At 59.0% G+C, this 22,425-nt stretch carries 22 protein-coding genes and 1 tRNA gene; 8 read left to right on the plus strand and 15 right to left on the minus strand.

The genetic code is table 11. The features are described from left to right. From RDU24_RS08640 to uraA, 6 genes are all read left to right on the plus strand, one after another. Entirely contained in the window at nucleotides 1-444 is a 444-nt protein-coding gene (locus tag RDU24_RS08640) for a PPC domain-containing DNA-binding protein (protein ID WP_308735343.1), read from the plus strand. A gap of 17 nt (nucleotides 445-461) precedes the next feature. After that, entirely contained in the window at nucleotides 462-1,682 is a 1,221-nt protein-coding gene (lhgO, locus tag RDU24_RS08645; RefSeq protein ID WP_308735344.1) for an L-2-hydroxyglutarate oxidase, read from the plus strand. 82 nt (nucleotides 1,683-1,764) lie between these two features. After that, on the plus strand, nucleotides 1,765-2,895 hold the full coding sequence (locus RDU24_RS08650) for an NAD(P)H-dependent flavin oxidoreductase (protein ID WP_308735423.1): 1,131 nt from the start codon (nucleotides 1,765-1,767) through the stop codon (nucleotides 2,893-2,895). A 51-nt stretch (nucleotides 2,896-2,946) separates the two neighbouring features. Then, nucleotides 2,947-3,456, plus strand: a complete 510-nt coding sequence (locus RDU24_RS08655) for a peptidylprolyl isomerase (protein WP_308735345.1) — start codon at nucleotides 2,947-2,949, stop codon at nucleotides 3,454-3,456. Nucleotides 3,457-3,719: 263 nt separating this feature from the next. Then, a complete protein-coding gene (upp, locus tag RDU24_RS08660; protein WP_308735346.1) occupies nucleotides 3,720-4,346 on the plus strand; it encodes a uracil phosphoribosyltransferase in 627 nt (208 codons plus the stop codon). A 56-nt stretch (nucleotides 4,347-4,402) separates the two neighbouring features. Further along, the gene (gene uraA / locus RDU24_RS08665) at nucleotides 4,403-5,710 is read left to right on the plus strand and encodes a uracil permease (protein WP_308735347.1); all 1,308 of its coding nucleotides are present in this window, start codon (nucleotides 4,403-4,405) and stop codon (nucleotides 5,708-5,710) included. Nucleotides 5,711-5,796: 86 nt separating this feature from the next. Here the strand turns inward: uraA and RDU24_RS08670 are convergent, their stop codons facing one another. Genes RDU24_RS08670 through RDU24_RS08700 form a run of 7 tightly spaced genes read right to left on the minus strand, consistent with a single transcriptional unit; the run spans nucleotide 5,797 to nucleotide 11,463 of the window. After that, nucleotides 5,797-6,237 (minus strand): DUF523 domain-containing protein, encoded by a 441-nt coding sequence (locus RDU24_RS08670; RefSeq protein WP_308735348.1) that lies wholly within the window; start codon nucleotides 6,235-6,237, stop codon nucleotides 5,797-5,799. 28 nt (nucleotides 6,238-6,265) lie between these two features. Next, nucleotides 6,266-7,243 carry a tyrosine recombinase XerC gene (locus RDU24_RS08675; RefSeq protein ID WP_308735349.1) on the minus strand — a complete coding sequence of 326 codons (978 nt, stop codon included), beginning with the start codon at nucleotides 7,241-7,243 and terminating at the stop codon, nucleotides 6,266-6,268. Beyond that, a complete protein-coding gene (locus RDU24_RS08680; protein ID WP_308735424.1) occupies nucleotides 7,215-8,159 on the minus strand; it encodes a GGDEF domain-containing protein in 945 nt (314 codons plus the stop codon). Before RDU24_RS08680 ends, RDU24_RS08675 begins: the two co-directional genes overlap by 29 nt. A gap of 23 nt (nucleotides 8,160-8,182) precedes the next feature. Next, nucleotides 8,183-9,055, minus strand: a complete 873-nt coding sequence (locus RDU24_RS08685) for an HDOD domain-containing protein (RefSeq protein WP_308735350.1) — start codon at nucleotides 9,053-9,055, stop codon at nucleotides 8,183-8,185. Between the two features lie 3 nt (nucleotides 9,056-9,058). Beyond that, complete coding sequence (locus RDU24_RS08690; protein WP_308735351.1) at nucleotides 9,059-9,391, minus strand: hypothetical protein; 333 nt, start codon at nucleotides 9,389-9,391, stop codon at nucleotides 9,059-9,061. Between the two features lie 34 nt (nucleotides 9,392-9,425). Next, entirely contained in the window at nucleotides 9,426-10,793 is a 1,368-nt protein-coding gene (gene dprA / locus RDU24_RS08695; protein WP_308735352.1) for a DNA-processing protein DprA, read from the minus strand. After that, nucleotides 10,699-11,463: a tetratricopeptide repeat protein gene (locus RDU24_RS08700; protein ID WP_308735353.1), complete on the minus strand. Its 765-nt coding sequence runs from the start codon at nucleotides 11,461-11,463 to the stop codon at nucleotides 10,699-10,701. The genes dprA and RDU24_RS08700 overlap by 95 nt, the downstream gene beginning before the upstream one ends. Before the next feature lie 140 nt (nucleotides 11,464-11,603). On the opposite strand from RDU24_RS08700, the gene RDU24_RS08705 reads away from it, so the two are divergent. Next, nucleotides 11,604-12,572 carry a hypothetical protein gene (locus tag RDU24_RS08705; RefSeq protein ID WP_308735354.1) on the plus strand — a complete coding sequence of 323 codons (969 nt, stop codon included), beginning with the start codon at nucleotides 11,604-11,606 and terminating at the stop codon, nucleotides 12,570-12,572. 78 nt (nucleotides 12,573-12,650) lie between these two features. Here the strand turns inward: RDU24_RS08705 and RDU24_RS08710 are convergent, their stop codons facing one another. The 7 genes from RDU24_RS08710 to RDU24_RS08740 all read right to left on the minus strand — a co-directional run bounded on the left by RDU24_RS08710 (nucleotide 12,651) and on the right by RDU24_RS08740 (nucleotide 21,609). Further along, nucleotides 12,651-15,701: a chemotaxis protein CheA gene (locus RDU24_RS08710; protein ID WP_308735355.1), complete on the minus strand. Its 3,051-nt coding sequence runs from the start codon at nucleotides 15,699-15,701 to the stop codon at nucleotides 12,651-12,653. A 75-nt stretch (nucleotides 15,702-15,776) separates the two neighbouring features. Next, nucleotides 15,777-16,145: a response regulator gene (locus RDU24_RS08715; protein ID WP_308735356.1), complete on the minus strand. Its 369-nt coding sequence runs from the start codon at nucleotides 16,143-16,145 to the stop codon at nucleotides 15,777-15,779. Then, the gene (locus RDU24_RS08720; RefSeq protein ID WP_308735357.1) at nucleotides 16,138-16,821 is read right to left on the minus strand and encodes a chemotaxis protein CheW; all 684 of its coding nucleotides are present in this window, start codon (nucleotides 16,819-16,821) and stop codon (nucleotides 16,138-16,140) included. Before RDU24_RS08720 ends, RDU24_RS08715 begins: the two co-directional genes overlap by 8 nt. After that, the gene (locus tag RDU24_RS08725) at nucleotides 16,808-17,587 is read right to left on the minus strand and encodes a ParA family protein (protein ID WP_308735358.1); all 780 of its coding nucleotides are present in this window, start codon (nucleotides 17,585-17,587) and stop codon (nucleotides 16,808-16,810) included. The genes RDU24_RS08720 and RDU24_RS08725 overlap by 14 nt, the downstream gene beginning before the upstream one ends. A 42-nt stretch (nucleotides 17,588-17,629) precedes the next feature. After that, nucleotides 17,630-18,508 (minus strand): CheR family methyltransferase, encoded by an 879-nt coding sequence (locus RDU24_RS08730; RefSeq protein ID WP_308735359.1) that lies wholly within the window; start codon nucleotides 18,506-18,508, stop codon nucleotides 17,630-17,632. Beyond that, nucleotides 18,509-20,467 carry a HEAT repeat domain-containing protein gene (locus tag RDU24_RS08735; RefSeq protein ID WP_308735360.1) on the minus strand — a complete coding sequence of 653 codons (1,959 nt, stop codon included), beginning with the start codon at nucleotides 20,465-20,467 and terminating at the stop codon, nucleotides 18,509-18,511. A 41-nt stretch (nucleotides 20,468-20,508) separates the two neighbouring features. Further along, nucleotides 20,509-21,609 carry a protein-glutamate methylesterase/protein-glutamine glutaminase gene (locus RDU24_RS08740; protein ID WP_308735361.1) on the minus strand — a complete coding sequence of 367 codons (1,101 nt, stop codon included), beginning with the start codon at nucleotides 21,607-21,609 and terminating at the stop codon, nucleotides 20,509-20,511. A 187-nt stretch (nucleotides 21,610-21,796) separates the two neighbouring features. Between RDU24_RS08740 and RDU24_RS08745 the strand changes: the two genes are divergently transcribed. Continuing rightward, a tRNA-Pro gene (locus tag RDU24_RS08745) sits at nucleotides 21,797-21,873 on the plus strand. A 77-nt stretch (nucleotides 21,874-21,950) separates the two neighbouring features. Here RDU24_RS08745 and RDU24_RS08750 read toward each other — a convergent pair. Further along, nucleotides 21,951-22,256: a hypothetical protein gene (locus tag RDU24_RS08750; protein ID WP_308735362.1), complete on the minus strand. Its 306-nt coding sequence runs from the start codon at nucleotides 22,254-22,256 to the stop codon at nucleotides 21,951-21,953. Nucleotides 22,257-22,425: the final 169 nt, after the last annotated feature.

A 22,425-nucleotide genomic window follows, 5' to 3' on the forward strand; every position in this document is an offset into this window, starting at 1 on the left:
ATGAAAGTTGCCGAAGGAAGCCTTGGCCGCGTCTTTGTATTGCGCCTGGAGGACGGCGAACGTCTGCCGGAGTGCATCGAGGCCTTTGCCCGGGAGCGTGGCGTCAGCCGGGCGTTCTGCGCGCTTGTGGGCGGCGTTGACGGCGGTACGATCGTCACAGGCCCGGTAGATGGCGGGGTGATGCCGCCAGTGCCCGTGCTGACGGCGCTGACCGGAGCCCAGGAGGTCGCGGCTGTGGGCACCCTGTTTCCCGATGCCGACGGCCAGCCCAGGCTGCACATGCATGGAGCCTTTGGCCGAGGCCAGGAAGCGCTGGTCGGCTGCATCAGGCCCGGCATCGAGGTCTGGACCATTGGCGAATTCGTGATTATAGAACTCCTGGGCCTGGACATGACGCGCAGACGCGACCAGGCCACCGGCTTTGAACTCCTCTGCGATTCTTGAACCCAAGGAACTGATTCATGATCCCTGCGAGCATTCTCATCTGCGGTGCTGGCATCGTCGGCCTCACCGTGGCCCGCGACCTTGTTGCCGCCGGTTACGACGACATTCTCATTATTGACAAAGAGCCTGAGGCCGGACGGCACGCCTCGGGCCGCAACAGCGGCGTTCTGCACGCAGGAATCTACTATGCCCCAGGCTCATTGCGTGCGCAGTCGTGCCTTGAGGGCAACTTCCGCATGAAGCAGTATTGCGAGGAACGAGGACTGCCGCTTCTCAAGACCGGCAAGGTCATCGTGGCCCGCGACGAGTCCGAACTGCCCACCCTGCGCGAGTTGTTTAGCCGCGCCACGCAGAATGGAGCAAAAGTGGAGCTCATCGACGACGCGCAGCTCGCCGAGATTGAACCCAACGCCAAAAGCGCGGGCCAGGCGCTGTTCTCGCACTATACCGCCGTGGTGGACCCCAAGGCCATCCTGAAGAGCATTCAGAAAGAGCTGCTCGATTCCGGCAAGGTGCGCATGCGTTTTGACACGCGTTTTGTCGGCCTTGGCGCGCCCGAGGGCAAGCGCCTGCGCGTGCGGACGACCAACGGTGAGGTCTCTTGCGCATTTTTCCTGAACGCCGCAGGAGCCTATGGGGATGTTGTCGCCCACTCCTTCGGCCTGGGAAAAGACTACCAGCTCATCCCCTTCAAGGGCATCTACAAGAAGCTGAAGCCAGAGAAGGCCCATACAATCCGGGGCAGCATCTACCCGGTGCCGAACATCAAGAATCCTTTTTTGGGCGTGCATTTCACCCGCGGCGTCCACGGCGATGTGTACCTCGGCCCCACCGCCATCCCGGCGCTTGGCCGCGAGAACTACGGCATCCTGTCCGGCATCGACGCCGAGGCTCCGTCCATCCTGCTGCGAGACGCCTTGCTCTTCCTGCGCAACAAGAAATTCCGGGAAGTGGCTTTAGAAGAACCACGCAAGTATTCCTTCAAGTATTTCTTCAACGACGCCCGCAAACTGGTGAAGGAACTCGCTCCAGAGGATATCGAGAACTCGCCGAAGGCTGGCATTCGCCCGCAGCTTGTCGACGTGAAGAAGAACGAACTGGTGATGGATTTTGTCATCGAGGGGACCGAGTCCAGCGTACACGTACTCAACTCGATTTCCCCGGCTTTTACCAGTTCGCTCTTCTTCTCCGGCATGCTCATGGACAAATATATCACCCCAAGGCTCCAAAAGCTCTAGAGCCTGAGCACTTCGCGACTCCTTGACAAGACCTGAAAAACACGGAACAAGGCCTCCAACAGAAGTGAGGATCACACGCATGATGAAGCTACCTGAACTCCATTTTGGCGACAGCACCGCCCAGATACCCATCGTCCAGGGCGGCATGGGCGTCGGCATTTCCCTTTCCGGCCTGGCTTCGGCCGTGGCCAACCAGGGCGGCGTCGGCGTCATCGCAGCGGCAATGATCGGCATGGGCGAGCCTGATGTTGGCAAGAACCCGACCGAGGCCAACATCCGCGCCCTGCGTGAGGAGATCCGCAAGGCCAAGGAGATCATGACTCAAGGCCTTCTCGGCGTGAACATCATGGTTGCCCTGACCAACTTCGCGGACCTCGTTAAAACCTCCATCCGCGAGGGCGCCGACGTCATCTTCTCCGGCGCTGGATTGCCCCTTGACCTGCCCAAGTACCTCAAGGAAGACCTGACCGACGAGCTGCGCGCCAAGGTGCGCACCAAACTCGTGCCCATCGTGTCTTCCGGTCGCGCCGCAGCGGTGCTTTGCAAGAAGTGGCTGGCCAAGTACGACTACCTGCCTGACGGCTTCGTGGTTGAAGGACCCAAGGCCGGAGGCCACCTTGGCTTCAAGCCTGAGGAGTTGGACGACCCCAACTTCGCCCTGGAAAAGATCCTTCCTGAAGTCGTTGAAGCTGTGAAACCCTTCGAAGCCGAGAGTGGACGCCGAATTCCAGTCATTGCCGCCGGCGGCATCTACACCGGTGCGGATATCGCCAAGTACCTCGAACTTGGTGCTTCCGGGGTACAGATGGGCACCCGCTTCGTGGCAACCCACGAATGCGATGCCAACATCGCCTTCAAGGAAGCCTTCATCGCGGCGCACAAGGAAGACGTCACCGTGATAAAAAGCCCTGTGGGCATGCCTGGCCGCGCCATTCTGAACGAGTTCATCCAGGCTGTGCGCGAGGGCCGCAAGAAGCCTTTCAAATGCCCCTTCCACTGCGTCAAGACCTGTGACGTGGCCAACGCCCCCTATTGCATCTCCCAGGCTCTGGTGAGCGCCAAGCGTGGTCTCCTCAAGCATGGCTTCGCCTTCTGCGGAGAAAACGTCTGGCGCGTTGACAAGATCGTCAGCGTCAAGGAACTCATCGACGGCTTGAAGAAAGAATTCGACGAATTCTGGGAACAGAAAAAGGCTCAGCTCGTCGCCAAATAATGACTACACACCGCCTGGCGCCCCCCGTGCCTCGCGGACCAAGGAGAAAGAATGTCCAATCCCACTGTGCTCATCGTGACCTCCATGGGTGAAATGCTTGTGGAACTTTACGCCGACAAGGCTCCCGAGACCGTCGCCAACTTCCTCTCCTACGTGGACGAGGAATTCTATGACGGGCTCATCTTCCACCGCGTCATCAAGAACTTCATGATCCAGGGCGGCGGAATGGACATGATGATGCGCGAGAAGAAGAACAAGGCTCCCATCAAGAACGAGGCCAGCGCCGATCTGCCCAACCTGGGCTTCACCCTGGCCATGGCGCGCACCATGGATCCGCACAGCGCCACCAGCCAGTTCTTCATCAACGTGAAGGACAACGACTTCCTGAACTTCACCGCACCGAACCCGCAGGGCTACGGTTACGCCGTTTTCGGCAAGGTCACCGAGGGTCAGGACGTGGCCACCAAGATCAGCACCGTTCGCACCAAGAACTACATGGGCCACGGCGACGTTCCCCAGGACCCCATCTCCATCATCAGCATTCGCCGCTTCGAAGTGTAGACACGACACTCATCAAAGGTAATGAAATCTACGGCGCGTCCGACCTGGGCGCGCCGTTTTTTTGCGCTTGATCCCCAACAACCTGAGGGGTGACTTGTGCAGATCATCAACACGCCGCATCAGCTATCGATTTTTCCATTTTGCTCTATCTCTTCCAGGAAATCTCAGCTTTTCCTTTCTCCCCTCTTGACCTGACAGGGGCTGCTTTTTACAACGTTGCGGTTGGACAAATCCGCTTCGCCTCAACCTCAAGGAGAATTCCCATGGCCGTCCACGTGGTCGATCACCCGCTGGTCAAGCACAAGCTTGGCCTGCTCCGCAAGCATGATGTCTCCACAAGCCTTTTCCGCGATGTGACGAAAGAAATTGCGCGTCTTCTTACCTACGAGGCCACCAAGGATCTTGAGGTTGAGAAGCGCATGATAAAGGGCTGGGCTGGCGAGGTTGAGACTGAGCGCATCAAGGGAAAAAAGATCACCGTGGTGCCCATTCTGCGCGCAGGACTGGGCATGATGGACGGCGTCATGGACATGATCCCCGGCGCCAAGGTCAGCGTTGTCGGTTTTTACCGCAACGAGGACACGCTCCAGCCGGTGCAGTACTATGTCAAACTCGCCCGCAACATCAAAGCGCGCATGGCGATCATTCTTGACCCCATGCTTGCCACAGGCGGCACGCTTGACGCTACCATCGACCTCTTGAAAAAGGCCGGGTGCAAGCAAATCCGAGGGTTGTTCCTGGTGGCCGCGCCCGAGGGCATCAAACGCATCATGGACAAGCACCCGGACATTGAAATCTACTGCGCCTCCATCGACGATCGCTTGAACGAGCAGGGCTACATCCTGCCGGGTCTTGGCGACGCCGGCGACAAGATCTTCGGCACGAAATAGCGCGGACAGTTCGGCAATTTTCTGCACGCACCCACAAACAACGGAGCGCACCCCCAATGGCTAACAGAATCATCCAGGTCGAGGAAAAGGTCCCCTTTCTTCAGGGTATCCCTCTAAGCTTCCAGCATCTTTTTGCCATGTTCGGGGCGAGCGTTCTGGTGCCGACCCTGTTCAAGATCGACCCGGCCATCGTGCTCTTGATGAACGGCATCGGCACGCTGATCTACCTGTTTTTGTGCAAGGGCAAGGCGCCTGCCTTCCTGGGCTCCAGCTTCGCCTTTCTCTCGCCAGTCTTCGTGGTGCTGGGCACAAACCAGGAACTCTGGGGCGGCAACTACTCCTATGCGCTGGGCGGGTTCATCGCCTCCGGCTGCATGTTCATCCTCGTTGCACTCATCATCTGGAAATTCGGTTCTGACTGGATCAAGACCGTGCTTCCCCCGGCTACCATGGGTCCCATCGTGGCGCTCATCGGGCTGGAACTGGCAGGCGTGGCCACCGGCATGGCGGGCATCATGCCCGATGCCAAGACCGGCGGCTATGACATGAACGCTGTCATCATCTCCATGGTCACGCTGATGACCGTGGCCTTCGGCTCACTGATCTTTCGGGGCTTCATGGCTGTCATTCCCGTGCTTGTGGGCATCGCCGCGGGCTACGCCACCTCCCTCGGCCTCGGCGTCGTCAAGTTCGACGCCATGCTTGCCGCGCCGATCATTGCCATGCCCACCATGTACATCCCCAAGTTCGACATCAACGCCGTGCTGATCATCATCCCGGCGGCACTGGTGGTCATCTCCGAGCACATCGGTCACCTGGTGGTCACCGGCAACATCGTCGATAGGGACTTGGTGAAGGATCCCGGGCTGCACCGCTCGCTCATGAGCGACGGCGTGTCCACAGTGCTCTCCGGCTTCTTCGGCTCTGTGCCCACCACAACATACGGCGAGAACATCGGCGTCATGGCCATCACCCGCGTGTACTCCGTGTGGGTCATCGGCGGTGCGGCTGTGATCTCCATCTTCCTTGCCTTCGTCGGAAAACTCTCGGCCTTCATCCAGTCCATTCCGGTTCCAGTCATCGGCGGCGTGTCGATCCTGCTGTTCGGCGTCATCGCAGCCTCGGGCATCCGCATGCTTGTGGAGAGCAAGGTGGACTACTCCAAGCCCATCAACTTGATCCTGACGGCCATCACGTTCATCGTCGGCATCAGCGGCGCTGCTGTGAAGCTGGGCACGGTGCAGCTCAAGGGCATGGCGCTGGCCACGGTGGTCGGCATGATCCTGTCGCTTGTGTTCCACCTGCTTGAGCGCGCGGGTTTGCTGAACTCTGGCCCTGCTGTGTCGGAAACCGCCGACGTCTAGCCTCTTCCTTCTCCTCAAAACAATTCAGGCCCCTGCGAGACCATCGCGGGGGCCTGTTCTTTTCGCCAAGCCGACCTGCAAGGTGGTTACAAGTCTTCTTCGCTGAGGACTTCAATGCCAGACGACAGCAGCAAGGCCGCCAGCATCCCATCGCCGGGGACGAGTTTGCTGCTGAAAGACCCGTCGTATACCATGCCTGCCCCGCAGGACGGGGAACGGGCCTTGAGCACTGCTCGGCGGCAACCAGCCTCCTGGGCGAGGGCAAGGCATTTGTGCGCGCCAGCGAGAAAGGCCCCTGTCACGTCATCGCCGGAGCGGTCTATGGCGCGGCCTTCACGCAGCTCCACGGGATTGCGCGGGGTGCCAAGCCCGCCCAGGACCTCCGGGCAGACCGCTATCACCCGCCCAAGGCTGGCAAGGCGCAGAATCTCCTGCTGCGGAGCAGAGCTTCCATCGTAACGGCAGGCCTCTCCGGCCAAGCAGGCGCTAACAAGAATAATTTCGTTGGCATTCAAGACGAGAGGCATCGTTTCTCCTGGCGCCATTTGCTGGATGCTAGTCCTGACTTTGCTTGTCGGTCGCATCCTCGCCTGCGTTTCCGGCATGCGGATGGGCCTTGTCGTACACTTCCATGATGCGCCGCAAATCCAGGTGCGTATAGCGTTCGGTGGTAGACAGCCGGGAATGGCCCAGCATCTCCTGTACGCTTCGCAGGTCTGCACCGGCCTGGAGCAGGTGCGTGGCGAAGCTGTGGCGCAGGGTATGGGGATGCACATCCTGCCCGATGCCCGCCCCTGCCGCCAACCTCGCAACGATGCGCTGGGCCTCGCGCCGCGTCAGCGGGCCGCCGCGCACGCCCACAAACAAGGACTCCTGGCTCACATCCGGCACCATCTCATGGCGTATGCGCAAGTACTCTACCAAACGTTCCCGTGCGGCCTCGCTCAATGGTGCCAACCGCTCCTTGTTGCCCTTGCCACGCACGCGGACAAACCCCCTGTCCGTGCGCACGTCGTCAGTGGTGAGAGACAAAGCCTCGCTCACGCGGAGTCCTGACCCGTACAGCACTTCCACAAGGGCCAGGTCACGCAGACCAAGGGCGCCGGGAGCGACCTGCCCCTCCATGACGGCCACGGCCTGGTCGACATTGAGCGTGCGTGGCTGCCGCTTTTCCTGCCTGGGATTGCGCAGGCCCGAGAGCGGATTCTTCTGGAGCAGCTGATTCTTCAGCAGATATGTGAAGAGGGAACGCAGGCTCGAGAGCTTGCGCGACATGCTGGACTTCTTCAGGCGCAACCGGTGCAACTCGGCCAGAAAGGCAGTGGCATCCTCTCGGGTTATGGACTCATAATCCTTGAGGCTGCGTGCGCGGCGAGCAGCCAGGAAGGCTTCGAACTGGTCAAGGTCGGCGGCATAGGCGCGCACCGTGGCGGCGGAATAGCCCTTCTCAATCTCAAGAAACGCGAGGAAGCCCTGGCAGACTTCCGGAAGATCCGCGCCAGGGTTAGTCCGCTGAGCGCCTGTCGAGGACATAGCAGCTCTTCACGTTTTCCTTGGCCTTTTTCTTGAGCCCCATGGCGATGGCCGAGGCTTCGCCATAGTGCTTGAGGCGGCCGCCGGTGTTGAACACCACGGCGATGGACAGGGCCATCAACGGAAAGGTGCGGATTTCGCCCTGGCGGTCAGTGGAGACAATGCTGCCGCGCTCGCGGTCATCCTCATCGTAGAAATGCGGGACGATGCCGTCAAAGGCCTCCACAACGCGCCTGCAGGCTTCCTCGGCAATCTCACCGGGTACGATGAAGACGTAGTCGTCGCCGCCCACGTGGCCCACAAAGCTGCGCACGCCGGAGAAGCCGCGGATGGTGTTGACGATGACCCGGGCGGTCATCATGAGCACCTCGTCACCTCGAGAGAAGCCGTACTTGTCGTTGAAGGACTTGAAGTAGTCCAGGTCGCAGTAAGCCAGGGCAAAGTCGTCCTTGCGGTCGATCAGATCCTGGATGCGGCTAATGATGCTGGTGTTGCCCGGCAGCTTCGTCAGCGGGTTGGCGTCCATTGCGCGCGATGCCCGGCACAGGGTCAAGTGCACACGCTCGCGAGCCTGGTTCGGCTGGAAAGGCCGCACAAGGAAGTCGTCCGCCTCGATCTCGTTCCAGTTCCAGGGCTTTTCCAGGTCGTCGGCATCCAGGCACAAGATCACCGGCAACTGGCGGTACACATTCTCGCTTTTGACGATGGTTGCGACCTCGGTGCTCGGGATGTCGGACAGACGGTTGTCCACCACCAGAATGTCTGGAGGCTCGTTGAAGATGATCTCCATGGCACGCCGACCGCGATCAATGATTGTCCACTCCACGTCGGAGGGGTCCCAGAGGCTGCGGAACAGTGCCGCGAGCTCCGGGTCCGGAGAGAGCAGGATGCCACGCTGCTGGCGGTGGAAGAGCATGTGGGCCAAGGAGTTCTCCGTGGTTAGGCCTTTCCGCCAGACGCCATGGCGTCCTCGGGTGCGAAGTTGACACCGGAAACCTCGGACAGGTTCTCGGCGAAGCTGTCCAGCACGCTGTCCAGGTCCGAAAACTTGATGTTCAGGGTCTTCAGCACCTGGGGAGACAAGGGCACTGCCTGGTCGTCGCCCCCGGAACCGTACTCGAAGACGCGGACAACGAAATCGCCAAGGTGCACCGCAGCGGCATGCATCGGATAGAGTTGCGCGCGCTCGGGATAATGGTGCGAGCCAATGGCTTCCTTGATTGTCGGAGGCAGGTGCCAGTGTTCGGCCAGCCAGGAGTTGATGCGGTCGTGCCCGAAGCCCAGCACGGCTTTCTCGGCCTCCAGCCAGCGCAGATCCTGGCTGCGCACGGTCTCGCCGACGGCCTTGTGCAGCTCCGGCAGCTGCACGGCGGCAACAACCTTGCCGAGGTCGTGCAACAGCCCGCAAACACTGTACTCCTCAGGGTCCTTGAGGCCGGCCTTGCGCGCGATGAGGCCCGTGGCCAGAGCGCAGCCCACGCTGTGCTCCCACAGGCCCTCCATGGCCTTGGCCATGATGTCGAAGACCGAGGTGGAGATGATGACACCGCGGATGACGTTGATGCCCAGAAGCACGAGCGAGTGCTGGATGGAGCTGATGCGGCCCGGAAAACCGTAAACCGGCGAGTTGACCATCTTCAACACCTTGGCCGAGAGCACCTGGTCACGCGAGATGACCTTGGCGATGGCCTCGATGGTGGTGTTGGGGTTCTCCACGAGCTTCGACACTTCACCCAACACTTTAGGGAGCGTGGGGAGGTCGCGGATGGACAGAATCTTGCCCTTGGCGCTTGTCTTGAGATCCTCGTCCATGCCCTAGCCCTTGCCCTGTCCGGCCGAAGCCGCGTCTGCGGCGGCCTTGATGGTGAAATATTCGCGCAGGTAAGCCTTGACCTTGACCATGTAGGGGTCGTCGCCAAGGCGGCGGAAGAGATGATCCAGCCTCACGACGCGTTCGGACGGATTCTGGCTTGCCGCCACGGCGTCGCCAACGACGAAAATCTTGTCTATGCCCATGCCGTCCAGGCGGTCGATAAGGGCCTCGGTAAGCTCCATGCCGGAACCGACAATGGCCATGCCGTTGGCCTTTGTGATGGCCTTGGCCAGCTTCATGCCCGGCTTGGCGAGGGACAGGGGTATCTTCTGCATGAATGCTCCAGAACGTGAAGGATGCGGGGATGTGTCACGAGAGGCTATAGTACATGCCCGGCCACTGGCGGACAAGCCCCTGCATTTCGAGCACCAGGAGCTTGCGGCTCACAACGTGGCTCTCCCAGCCAAGGGACTGGATGAGTGAATCAATGTGCGCCTTGCTTTCAGCGCTCAGGCTGGAAAGCAGAACCTTCTCGTCATCCGTCAGATTCTCCGGCAAGGCCTTTGGGATGGGCGGCGTAGCCGGCGGCGCAGACGTTGGACGCGGATAGGCCGTTGCCATGGCAGACTTCGCTGGAGCGGAAGAGATTCCGACCGACCGCGCCAAGGCTGAAGGAGACTGCTCCGGCAAGGATTTGGGAACGCTGGCCAGTTCCGCGCTGAACTGAAAGCGCAAGGTGCGCACGATATCTTCCGCGTTCTCCACCAAGGCCGCACCCTGCTTGATGAGCCTGTGGCAACCGGCGAAGGTGGGCTGGCCGAGGGGGCCTGGCAGGGCAAAGACTTCGCGCCCCTGCTCCGTGGCCAGACGCGCCGTGATGAGGCTCCCGGAACGTGCTGCGGCCTCAGCCACCAGAACACCGAGGGACAAGCCACTGATGATGCGGTTGCGGTATGGAAAATTGCGGGCTTCAGGCCTTGTTCCAGGACCGAATTCGCTGACAACCAGCCCGTGGTTCTCAAGCGCCTGGCGCACGTCCTCGTTCTCTGGCGGATAATGTACGTCGAGGCCTGCCCCAAGCACTGCAATGGAGCTGCCGATGCCGGAAAGCCCCGCCAGATGCGCCTGACGATCAATGCCAGCGGCAAGCCCGGACACAACAGTAATGCCGAAGCGGGAAAGTTGCGAGCTTATGCGCTCAACCGACTGCAAGCCAAGGAGGGTGCATTCCCGAGCTCCCACGACGGCGACGGACGGATTTCGCAGCAGGCTCACATCGCCTTGGACGTAAAGCAACGCGGGGGGATCTGGAATCTCGCGCAGGCGCTTGGGGAATTTGGGGTCGAACCAGGTAATGACGCGGGCGCCGAAGTTCCGGGCGGCACGATACTCGGCCTCAGCGCCGGGACGCCAGGGTTCCGCAAGGAAGGCCTCTGTGCGATTCTTGGGGAGAAGTTTTTTGGAGGGCCAGTTTCGAGCATCGGAAACGGCCTCAAAAGCGCTGTCATATCCTGACAGAACGCTCTTCCAGGAACGAGGACCGAGGCCCGGCGTATGCCGTAGTGCCAGGCAAGAAAAAAATTCTTTGGCAGCGTTCAGGGACATGCAAGCGCCAATGGCGGCCCGGGTAGAGCCGCCGAGTTCAACGTCCCAGCTCCGCGAGCTTCTTGCGTGCCGCCGGCGCAGGCTCAGACTTCGGAAAATCCTGCAGAAGCGCGCGCAAGTAGAGCGATGCATTATCCTTTTCACCAAGCATGGCGTAGGCCATGCCGATCTTGAGCATGGCGGCAGCGGCCTTGTGGTGCTTTGGATAGCGTCTGGTCACTTCCTTGAAGGACAGGATGGCCTGAGGGTAGTTCTTTTCAACGTAGTGGCTCTCGCCAATCCAGTACAGGGCGTTGGGAACGAGCACGCTGCCGGGCTCCGAGGCGAGGAACTCCTCAAGAAGCTTACGGCCTTCAGCCGCATGCTCGGCAGTCACCAAGGTCATGCCTTCAGTATACAGGGAAGAACCTTTGGGTGCTGCGCCAGTCGTGGCCGGTGCCGGACTTGCGGCATATTCCGTCTGGGGCGGTTCCGGCTGGGCATGAACCACGGCAGGAGCCGAAGTCATTGGGGAGGTGACGGTTTCGGCGTGCTTCTGCGGAGCGACAACACCGCCTGATCCCAGCTGCTGCTCCATGCGCTGAACAGATTCTTCAACGGCCTTCATGCGATCGGCAAGCTTGCGCTGCTGGTCGCGTCCCCGCTCCTCCTGCTCGCGCTGCCCCTCCTTGAAGTTAAGGAAGTTCTCCTCCAGGCTGCGCAAACGCCATTCCTCGCTCAAACCGCGCTTGGCGTCCATCTTGCCCGCGCAGCCGCTAAGGGACAAGACGAGCATGGAAACGATAAGGGCTTTATGGCGCATGAAACTCTCCTGTTCACCACCTCTTAGGCCAGACAATGAGTTTTGGCAAGAATCTCTAGAGGCTGTCTGAACACCGCAACTTGCCTGTGCCTTGGAAATACGGCAAAGGGTTTGTAGAACATGAAGAAACAGAGGAACGCATGCCTATAGCCGATCTGTTGCGCATTCCCGCCGCCATGGCCGCTCCGGCCTTCTTCCTGTTTTTTGGCTTGGCGGCCCTTGGCGCGCCCATCCTTGCGACCATCTGCCTGACGGTTGGCCAAGTGCGCGGGACTCAACACCCTGAAGCTTACGCCAGGCGTCTGCTGCGCATGGCCCTCACATGCTCGGTGATTACCAGTCTTGTGCTCGCCTCATCCACAGGCTTTGCCCTGTACCGATTGCCATGGCTCCGGGACTGGGTGCTTGCCGCGCCGATGGCGCCAGCGTTGACCACACTCGCTATAGCCTCATATTGTGTCTCTCTGCTCGTCCTGCGCTTCTCGCGCAGTTCGTACCGCCCGCATCGCGAGAATTCGCTGCCCCCAGCCGCAGCCTTGTCCTTGCTGGCCGTGGCCATCCTTTGGCTAGCGCTCTCCCTGTTGCGCGATCTCGCAGCCCAGGCCCAGGCCGTGCTCGCCGCGAGCCCTGAAGACGGCATCGCCATAGCCAGGCTCATTCTGCCGGACATGACCTCGACGCCCCCACTGCTCTGGGCCGCGGTTCTGGCCAGCACACTGGCTGCGACCATGTGCGCCGGAGCCTGGAGCCTTGAGTACCTGCTGCTGCGCCGTGATCGCGAACCCTTTGGTCGTGACGCCTTTTCCCATGCCATGCGTCTGGCGGCGCGATCCACGCTGCGCTCTGCCCTGCTGGCGGTTTCGTTTCTTCCTGCACTTTGGGGACGGCTTACCGCCATGCCCGGACCGCCGGAAGAAGCCCAGGCCGTGCGCCTCTTGCTCATTACCTGTGGAGTCAGCGTCCTTTTGTCCTGCGCAATGTGGGGATTGCTCGCGCGGAGCAAGCGACCCTTCTCAAGCACTCTTAAGGTGCATGGCGCCCTAGCGCTGATCTGGATGGCCCTGACCTGCGCGCTCTCGGCTGCCCTGCTGCACTTCTACGCTGGCTAAACTCCTCGGCAACTCGATCAAAGAAAAGGGGACAGCCCGAAGGCTGCCCCCATGCAATCTCATTGAGTCTTGTCACGCCTAGTCGTGGCCGGCTTGCTTTGTGGTGGCCGTGGCCAGCCGATAGACTTCGTGCGGGTCAAGGATGAGGACAACGGAGCCATCGCCCATGATGGTGGCGCCAGAGATGCCGTTGATCTCGAAGCTGTTCAGGTACTGGCCAAGGGGCTTAATGACGATCTCCTGACGTTCCAGAAGCTTGTCCACCACGACGCCAAGCCGACGCTCGTTGTCGTGAATGATGACAACCGGCAGGATCTCGCGGTTCTCAGGGTTGCCCGGCAAGCCCATGAGCTCGGAGAGCTCGATGATGCCCAAGACTTCGCCTCGCAGGGTCAGCGCCTTGCGGTGGTTGACCTCGCTCAAGCGCTCGACCTCGATCTTTGTTGTCTCGCTGACGGCGTCGAGGGGAATGGCGTAAGTGCCTTCGCCCACACGGACCATGAGTGCGTCGATGATGGCAAGAGTCAGGGGCAGGGTCAGGGTGAAGCGCGTACCACGCCCGACTTCGGTGTTTATCTGGATGTTGCCCTTGAGGTTCTTGATGTTGGTCTTCACCACGTCCATGCCCACGCCTCGGCCGGACACGTCGGTGATCTTTTCCGCTGAGGAGAAGCCCGGCGCAAAGATGAGGTCCACGGCCTGGCGGTCATCAAGGAGCTTGGCCTCCTCTGCCGTGCACAGACCCTTCTTCACGCCGACCATGCGCATCTTTTCAGGATCAATGCCGCGTCCGTCATCCTCGACTTCAATGGCTACTGAGTTGCCCTTGTGGTAGGCCCGCAGCCACACATGGCCCTTGGGATTCTTGCCCGCAGCGATGCGCTCGTCCTCAGGCTCCAAGCCGTGGTCCAGTGAATTCCGGATAAGGTGCACCAGCGGATCGCCGATCTCCTCGCCCACACTCTTGTCGAGTTCGGTTTCCTCGCCTTCTGTGATGAGCTCCACCTGCTTGCCGCTCTTGCGGGAGAGGTCGCGCACGAGGCGCGGGAAACGCGAGAACACCGTATGCACAGGCACCATGCGCACCTTCATGATGGTGTCCTGAAGGTCGTCGGAGATGCGCGCCATGGCGTAGGTCGTTTCGGTGAGTTGCTGCGCCACGTCACCGACATCCTCAAGCCCTTCGGCCAAGGCACGAGCGATCATGGAATAACGGTTGCGGTTGATGATAAGCTCACCGATGAGATTCATCAGGTGGTCCAGCTTCTCATGATCCACACGGATGGTGGTGGCACCCTTCTGCTGAGGCTGTCCGGCCTCGAAAGCGGCCTGCGCGGCGGTTGGGGGCGGGGTGCCGGGAGCAACTGGCTTGGGAGCTGCCGCAGTCGCGGGCTTGGGCGCGGGCTTGGGCTTGGGTTCTGGCTTGGGCTCGGGCTTGGGCTCGGGCTTAGGCTCGGGCTTAGGCTCGGGCTTGGGCTCGGGCTTAGGCTCGGGCTTAGGTTCGGGCTTAGGTTCAGGCTTAGGCTCGGATGTAGCAGGTGTCGTTTCTGTAGGACTCTCTGCCTCCGCGGCTGACGCAAGAGCTTCCTTCGGCACCCCCTTAATGTCCGCCAAAGCCTTCAAGATCATGTCCTTCAGGATGGATATTTCCTGGGACAGGATGTCGAGCATGAGGTCGAACCCGAGGTCAGACTTGCGAGCCTGGTCAACAAGTCCAGCAGTACGCTCGGAATAGCCCTTGATATCTGCAAGTCCCATGTAGCCGCTAGAGTTTTGCAGAGTCGTCAAACTTCGGTACAAACCGTCAATGATGTCGCGCTGCGAGGCATCCTGGCGCAGCATGTCGAGCGCCATGTCCAGGCTCTTGAGCTGATGCAGAACTGTTTGCTCAAATATGTCGATATCTTCAGCATCATAATCACTGGACGATGAAACCGGGACTGCTTCAACGACTTCTTCTGTCACCTTGGCGCCCTCAACCATTGCTTCGGTTGCGGGAGGTGTCTCCTCAACAGGCGCGACAAAAGTTTCATCCATGCCAGCCACGGAATCAGGCGCGAGCATGGCGCGATATTGTTCAGGAACCGCGAGCTCACCAGCTTCAGTGGTTGCTTGCAGGACTGCGGCCATGACCGAGATATCCTTCGGTGTGGCCTTCATGCCCTCGACCTCGATGCGGCCGAGAAGTTCTTCAATGAGGTCCACCACGGCCAAGAGAAGGTCGATGACGGCGCGGCTGGTGCGCATTTCACCCTTGCGCACGCGATTGAGAAGCGTTTCGGCCTCATGAGTCAGCGCATTGAGCTCCTTGTAGCCGATGATGCCGCTGTTACCCTTGATGTTGTGGAAATATCTGAAGATATCGTTGACAAGTTCCCCTCCGCCATCGGGGTTCTTTTCCAGTTCGAGCAGTCCCTCGTTCAGGCTGCCAACAAGGTCACGCGATTCTTCAAGGAAATCGTTAAGGTGTCCTTCACCAACAGTGGTCAAAACGTAGGGTGTCTGGTCAAAATCAGGGCTTGGCGCCAGATGCACATTCTGCCAACGGATGTTCAGCGGCCCTGCGGAAACCTGGGGAATCTGCTCATCTGAAGCTTCAGCCTCAAGGGCTGAAAGTTCATCCACTTCGCCAGCGGCATCAACAGTCTCTGCTGCGGCATCCTCAGCAACGTCAACGGGTTCAGCCTCGGACTCTTCGACCTTAGCTTGTGCCTCGGCCATTGGAGCGGATGCCTCGCCAGCGAGAATGCTTTCAATGCGCTCAATGATGGACGAGGTGTCCACCTCCCCCTCGCGACCGGTAGTCTCAAGGTTCTCGACAATCTGGCGCAGAGCGTCTGTGGCGGAAAGAATAACATCCATAATGGCCGAATTGACGGCCATTGCCCCCTGCCGCAATTCATCAAGGATGTTCTCAGCCTTGTGAGCAAGGCCATTAATTTTGTGCAGTCCAAGAAACCCGGACGCACCCTTGAGGGAGTGCATCGGCCTGAAGATTTCATTCAGAAGACCAAGATTTTCCGGATTCTTCTCCAACTCGAGAAGGTTCGGCTCGATGGTCTCAAGGTGCTCTTTGGCTTCAACGAAGAAGTCAGAGAGTATCTCCGGATCTAGATATTCTTGGCTCATCGAGTACCTGCCTGATCTCATGTGTCCGCCTTGCAATGAACGTCATTGCAGAGCCGGAACGTTCACCTCCGAGCTTTAGCCCAGAAGCATCTTCACATTGCGGACCATCTTCTCCGGCTGCGCCGGCTTTACCATGTACAAATTCGCGCCCAGGGTCAGTCCGGTCTGGATGTCCTTCTCCTGCCCCTCTGTCGAGAGGACAATGATCGGGATATCCCTGTAAGCCTCTTGCTCGCGAACATTCTTGATGAACGTGAAGCCGTCCATCCGCGGCATGTTCACATCGCTGACGATCAGGTCGACCTGATCTTCAGCGTAAAGCTTCTCAAGCCCATCCAATCCATCCTCAGCCGTGGTCACGCGGAAACCTTCCTTCTTCATGATGAAGGCGACGAGGTTCCTTACAGTCTTAGACTCGTCCACTATGAGAATATGTTTAGGCATGAGATGAACCTCCCCCCTGGAGTACTCCTTGAACCAAATTATCGATGGAAAGGATGCTGATCAATCGTTCACCGGATTTGTACAGCCCCATGAGCAAATGTGCGGATACGCCCACGTTGCCCTCAACGTTCCATTCAAGCTCGTCGCCAGAGGCGAGATACATGGTGGACACGGCATTGATAACGAGACCGATCTGCAAACCCCGGTGCCTGCAAACAACAATAAAACGATCTTCCTGGTCGCCCGGTATGCCCATGAGCATTCGAAGGCTCACCAAAGGCGTCACGCGCCCGCGCAAATTGATGATGCCCGGCATGAAAAACGGAGCGGCGGGCAATTTTGTCGGCTTCACGTAACGGATCACCTCTTGGATCACCGTGATCGGCAGAGCATATTCACGGCCCATCAGAGAGAAGCTCACCAGGCGAATGTTCGCCTGGCTGCGCATCTGCTCATCGGAATGCTCCACGGCGTTGCCTTCGCCAGATGATGAGAAGCCTGAAAGAGAGTCCTCGCCGCGCGGATCGAGCCTTCGGGCTTGCGCCAGAACCTTCTCACGATCCACGCCAAGGTACTTGTCAAGAAAGGCTTCCTCGGCATTGGTCAACGTGCGCCCAGGGTCGGTGACATCGGGCAGCCGGACATCTTCGACAAAGTATTGTTCAGGCGTTTTCATTGCGCACTATCTCTCTTGCCAGGTTCAGATATTCCACAGCGCCACGCGCCTTGGGATCCACATCGAAAATCACCTTGCCGCCTGCACTGGACTCACGAAACTTTGTATCGAAATGTATCACTGTCTCCAGAACCTTGTCGCCCAGCTTGTCACGCATTATCCGCAAAATTCGCCTGCAAGCCGCCGTTCGCTGATCGAACATTGTCGGCAGGGCCATGTAACGTACAGGCCTCGGCAATACCCGGTTCAAAAGACGTATGGTATCAAACAACAACCGTATCCCATATAAGGCCAAGAAATCCGTCTGGATCGGTATAAGCACCAAATCGGCAGCAACAAGCGCGTTCACAAGCAGAATGCCCACATGAGGCGGACAGTCCAGCAATACATAGTCGTAGCGCTCGCGCATGTCCTCAAGGGCGACGTTCAGGATCAAACCCTTGTTTTTGCGCTCCTTCAGGTCAACCTCAAGCTCGGATAGCCTGATGGAGCCCGGCGCAAAATCAAATCCGCCGCCTGTGCCCAGCTTGAGGATGCGCTCCCAGATCGCGCCATCCGCCTGCTGTTCCTGAAAAAGATCGTATACCGATGCCTCAAGCGTCTCTGGAAAGTAGGAGAGATGCACCGAGGCGTTGGCGTGCGGGTCAAGATCCATGACCAGCACACGTTTCTCAAGTCTCGTCAGGGCCGCTCCCAAAGTCAGGGCCGTGGTCGTCTTACCAACCCCCCCCTTCTGGTTCGCTATGGCAATAACCCTGCCGGCCAATGCGCTACCCTGCTCCCGGTTGCAGGCCTTTTGCTGTCGGCATCAGGCCTCCTTCTTGTACATGATCGCACCGGGGTAATGGATGGGCTTGAACGAGCGGGTTATGTTGTGCAGAGACTCAGAGTGCCCGATGAGCATGTACCCGCCCGGCAACAGGTTGTCATAGAACGCGCCGATGACCTTCTTCTTCATCTCGTCGTCAAAATAGATGATAACGTTGCGGCAGAACACGATCTGTGAACGTTCCACGCGTTTGAGCGCCACACGGTCGGAGAGATTCAGCTGCCCGAAGGAGATGAGTCGCTTCAGTTCGGGCTTGATTCGGAAATTCTCACCGTCCTTGTCGAAATACTTCGGCAAAAGCTCCTTCGGCGTGGTGCGCAAGGTGTACTCGTTGTAGACACCCTTGCGAGCGGCCTCGAGGACTCGTTCGGAAAGATCGCTGGCAGTGATGCGCACATCCCAGCTTGACAACTCGCCCTTGAGCACCTCGGCCACAATGATTGCCAGTGTGTAGGGTTCCTCTCCCGTGGAGCAACCGGCGGACCAGATGCGGAGGCGTTTGTCGCCTTTCTTGCGCAACTCGGCGATGACTTCGGTCAGGATATTCTCCTGAAACACCTTCAACTGGGGCGGGTTTCGGTAAAAACTCGTCTCATTGGTGGTGATGACCTCAAAAAGCTTGGTGAGTTCGGCCTTCTTGTTGGTGTCATACTGCAGGTAATGATAGTATTCGCCAAGGTTTTTAAGGTTCAACAACTTCAACCTGTTGGCCAAGCGATTCTCAAGCAGGTACTTGCGGTTGTCCGCAACATAAATGCCGCACTGAGCGTAGATGAAGTCTCGTAGTTGAACAAATTCAGCATCGCTGATCTTAAGTTCGCCGCCTACCGCAGATGATGTGGAAAAAAGAGCAGACATCTATATCTCCCGCTCCTGGTCGTCTTGTATCTTGGCTATGGCTGCCTCAGCGGCCTCCATGATCTCGTAGTCTTCGCTGCCGGACACGGCCAGCAACGCGCGGAAGGCGGAAGTGCCACCGATGCTTCCAAGGCACTCGATGGTTCTAATTGTCACCAACTTGTTTGGGTGCTCAAGAAGCTCAACAACTTCAGGTATTGCATCAACAACCTTGTGCTGACCAAGGACCTCGAGTGCGCGCACCTTGACCCAGTCGTCATCGTCGTGCAGGGCGTGCAGAAGATGAGGAATCGCAGCTGCGGAGAAGCACTGGCCCATGATCTCCACCACGGTCTGCCGCACGTCCCTGTTCTCATCGAGCAGGCGTGTCACCAAAAGTTCGAGCCAGACCTCCGAGTCGTGGCAAAGCGAGGCGACGGCCTCGAGCGCATGCTTGCGAATCTCAGGACTTTCATCCTCAAGCGCGGACTTGAGAATATCGATGTTCCCGGAAGCGTCCATCTTGCCAAGCGCGTAGACGGACATGAGTCGCTTGAGCGGATCGATGCCCTGGTAGAGTTGCTGGAAGCGATGCTGCATTTCTGGGCCATCAATGGCAACGCAGGCATCCAGCGCAGCCTCCTTTACATCATCGTACTGGTGGTCAAGCATGGCGAAGAGGGCATCCGCAGCCGGTGCATGACGAAGCTTCTGGCCAAGGAAGTTCGCTGCGGACCTGAGCACCTTGCCGTCGTGGTGGCGCGCGAGAATGTCCATGAAAAAGTCGATGGCCTCGGGACCAGCGATACGCGCCAGCACAAAGATTATGCTGCGTTGGACGGCCACCTGGTTCTCCCAGAAAGCACTGACGAGGCAGGTTTCCACCTCAGGATCGTTGACTCTGGAGAGGGCCTCTACAGCGAGCAGCGCCTTGGCCTGATCGCCGCCCTGGAGGTTGGTACGGAGTATCTCAGTTAGTCCCATGCGCGAGAGACTGCCAAGAATTCGCTCAAGGCGGTCCTGATCCTTGTCGGGATCAAGCTTGCTGGCGATGCGGAAGATGCCGGCTGCGGCGTCGTCGCCTCCCATGGCCGCAAGGCCGAGGATGGCGGCATCCTGAACTTCGATCTCTTCGTCCTCAAGCGCCACAAGCAGGTATTCGCGAAAATTCTCGCGCTCCGCCTTAGGAAGCAGGTTCACAAGCTTTGCGCCGAGAATGTTCACGATCGATTTGACGATCTTGTTGCGCAAGGCCGTGGGCGAAGATTCCATACGGTTCAGCAGGAGTGTCACGGCCTTGACGTTGCCCATCTCACCAAGGGCGTCGATAATCATGGAAACAACGAGTTCCGAGGAATGGCTCATGGCCTTGACCATGGCGTCCACGGAACTGGCGTGACCGATCTTGGCAAGGGCCTCGATAACCGAATACTGAACCCATTCCTCGTCGCGCATGGCCTGGTTCAGACACTTTGCGGCCTCAGGCATGCCCAGGCTGCCGAGACTTACCGCGGCCTGGTAACGCACGTTGACTTCGGGGTCCTTGAGCAGGGCTTCGCACAACGGCGCAACCGCCATGACATTTTCTGCCGAACCCAATATGTCGCTGGCAAAGATGCGCAGGTCGACATCCTCGTCCTTCAGCAACGGGATGAGCAGCTGCAGTTCCTTCCCGCCAAGTGCGCGCAGGATATCCATGGCGCCGTTTCGCACGGGAGCCTCATCAGACTGCAACAGTGGAATGACGCCGCTGACGGCCTCTTTTCCGCCGATCATGCGCAAGGCATTGTCAGCGGCTTCTTGCACGCCAATATTGCTGCTCTTAAGCATCTCAACGAGTAGCGGGACCGCATCCTCGCAGTGGGCCTCACCGGCCAGATAAGCCCCTTCGCGCAACACGTCCGACTCGGGACTCGTCAGCATCGACAGGATTTCTTTACAGTCAGTCATTTGCTCGCGCCCCCCCAGAATCTTGCTCACTCGATCAACGCGCCCGCCATTATTGGGCGCGGAAGCTTCCACTATATATACAGATTATTCATAATGGCTTGAGCCATATCATCAATATCAACTATTTCGTCGGAAAGTCCAGCATCAACTATGGCTTTTGGCATTCCATATACTACGCAAGTTGCGTCGCTTTGGGCCAGGGCGCGACCGCCCTTCTGCTTTAGCGCGCGTATGCCTTCCATGCCGTCGTTGCCCATTCCAGTCAGAATGACGCCCAGCGCGCGCCGCCCCACGGAATCAGCAACAGAGCCGATGAGCACATTGGCCGAAGGTTTGTAAAGAGCGCTTGCAGGCTCGGAAGTAATCTCGAGGTCTATGCGGCTGATCATCTGCTTGATCATCAAATGCCTGCCGCCAGGAGCGATAAAGGCGCAGCCGGGCTTCAGGCGATCACCAGGCTCGGCCTCCTTGACGCTAATCTTGCACAAGCCATCAAGACGCTTGGCAAAAGGGCCGGTGAAGGCCTGTGGCATGTGCTGCGCGATGACGATGCTGGCAGGAAAGTCTGCAGGCAAGGCCGAGAGCACCTTCTGGACCGCTGGCGGCCCCCCCGTGGAAACGCCTATGGCCACCACGTCGCGCTTCGGCGAACCGCTGGGCTGGATTGGCGCAACTGAAGGCCGCGGCGCAGCAGCTGACGTGGCGGAGGACGCGGACGGCGTGTACTGTGGCGTCCGCACAACGGGAGCTGAGACACGCGCCCTGGAATGCAGCATCTTGCGCGAGGCAACGATCTTGACCTTGGCGATAAGGTTGGCCTCGATCTTGACGATATCAAGCGAGACCTTGGACAGCTGTTTGGGGATGAAGTCAACGGCCCCAAGGTCCAGCGCCTTGAGAGTGGCCTCGGCGCCTTCGTTGGTCAGGGAACTGACCATGAGCACCGGACGAGGCATTTCCATCATGATGTGGCGCAGGGCGGTGAGCCCGTCCATGCGCGGCATCTCGATGTCCATGGTCACAACATCCGGGTTATGCTTACGGATCATCTCAAGGCCTTCTTCGCCGTCGCGGGCTGTTGCCACAACGTCGATTTCTGGGTCCTTGGTAAGCATGGTGCTGATGGCTTTGCGCATGAAAGCCGAATCATCGACAACAACGACCTTGATCACACAGGTCTCCTTTGGGTGGCTGACACTACGCCAACAATGTTTCGAACGCTTAATGCTCTCACAAAATGGAGTTGTTGTCCAACGGCAAAGGGTATTCGGCGGCGCTTGGCCAGAGACTCTAGGGCATAATTCAGGCGCTGAAGGCTTGCCTTTTGTTTTGGATTCAGCTAAATGCCACCTCTCACATCGGGATGTGGCTCAGTCTGGTAGAGCGCCGCGTTCGGGACGCGGAGACCGGAGGTTCAAATCCTCTCATCCCGACCAGACAAATCAAGGGCTTGCGGCATAAACCGTAAGCCCTTTTTTCTGTGGCTACATTCAGTGGCTACATAAACGCTAGTTTACACAGGCGGGTTGGCAGCAGCGCGGACCTCAACAAAAGCCAGAAAAGATTCCACAGCATCCCAAGAAGCGGGCATACGAAGCAGCTCCTGATGCGCCTCAATGGTGACTGTTTCCATGCCCATGAACTCACCGTCAGGGCCAAACATAGGGCGTTCTTCGGTGTATGTAGGGACATCCACGACAACAGACGGGAAGGCCGAAACTGCGTACTCGCCAGCGCCTTCGATCACTTCCACACCTTCTGGCAACTGCGCCAGCAGCTCGCGCGACAATTCCACTTCCGGGTGATGCAAAAGTATCATGCTACCAGCCTCCTATGCTGCCGTGAAAATGTTAACCGAGCCAGCGCCGCCAGCACCGCCGTCGTCCCCAATGCGTCCAAGGCCCCCGACACCGCCAGAAGCCCGCACAGTGCCTAAATTGCTGTACCCGCCTGGGGCGGTGACAATGACCACGCACCCGCCACCCGCA

The sequence above is a fragment of the Humidesulfovibrio sp. genome, from assembly GCF_031082295.1.
GTDB lineage: Bacteria > Desulfobacterota > Desulfovibrionia > Desulfovibrionales > Desulfovibrionaceae > Humidesulfovibrio.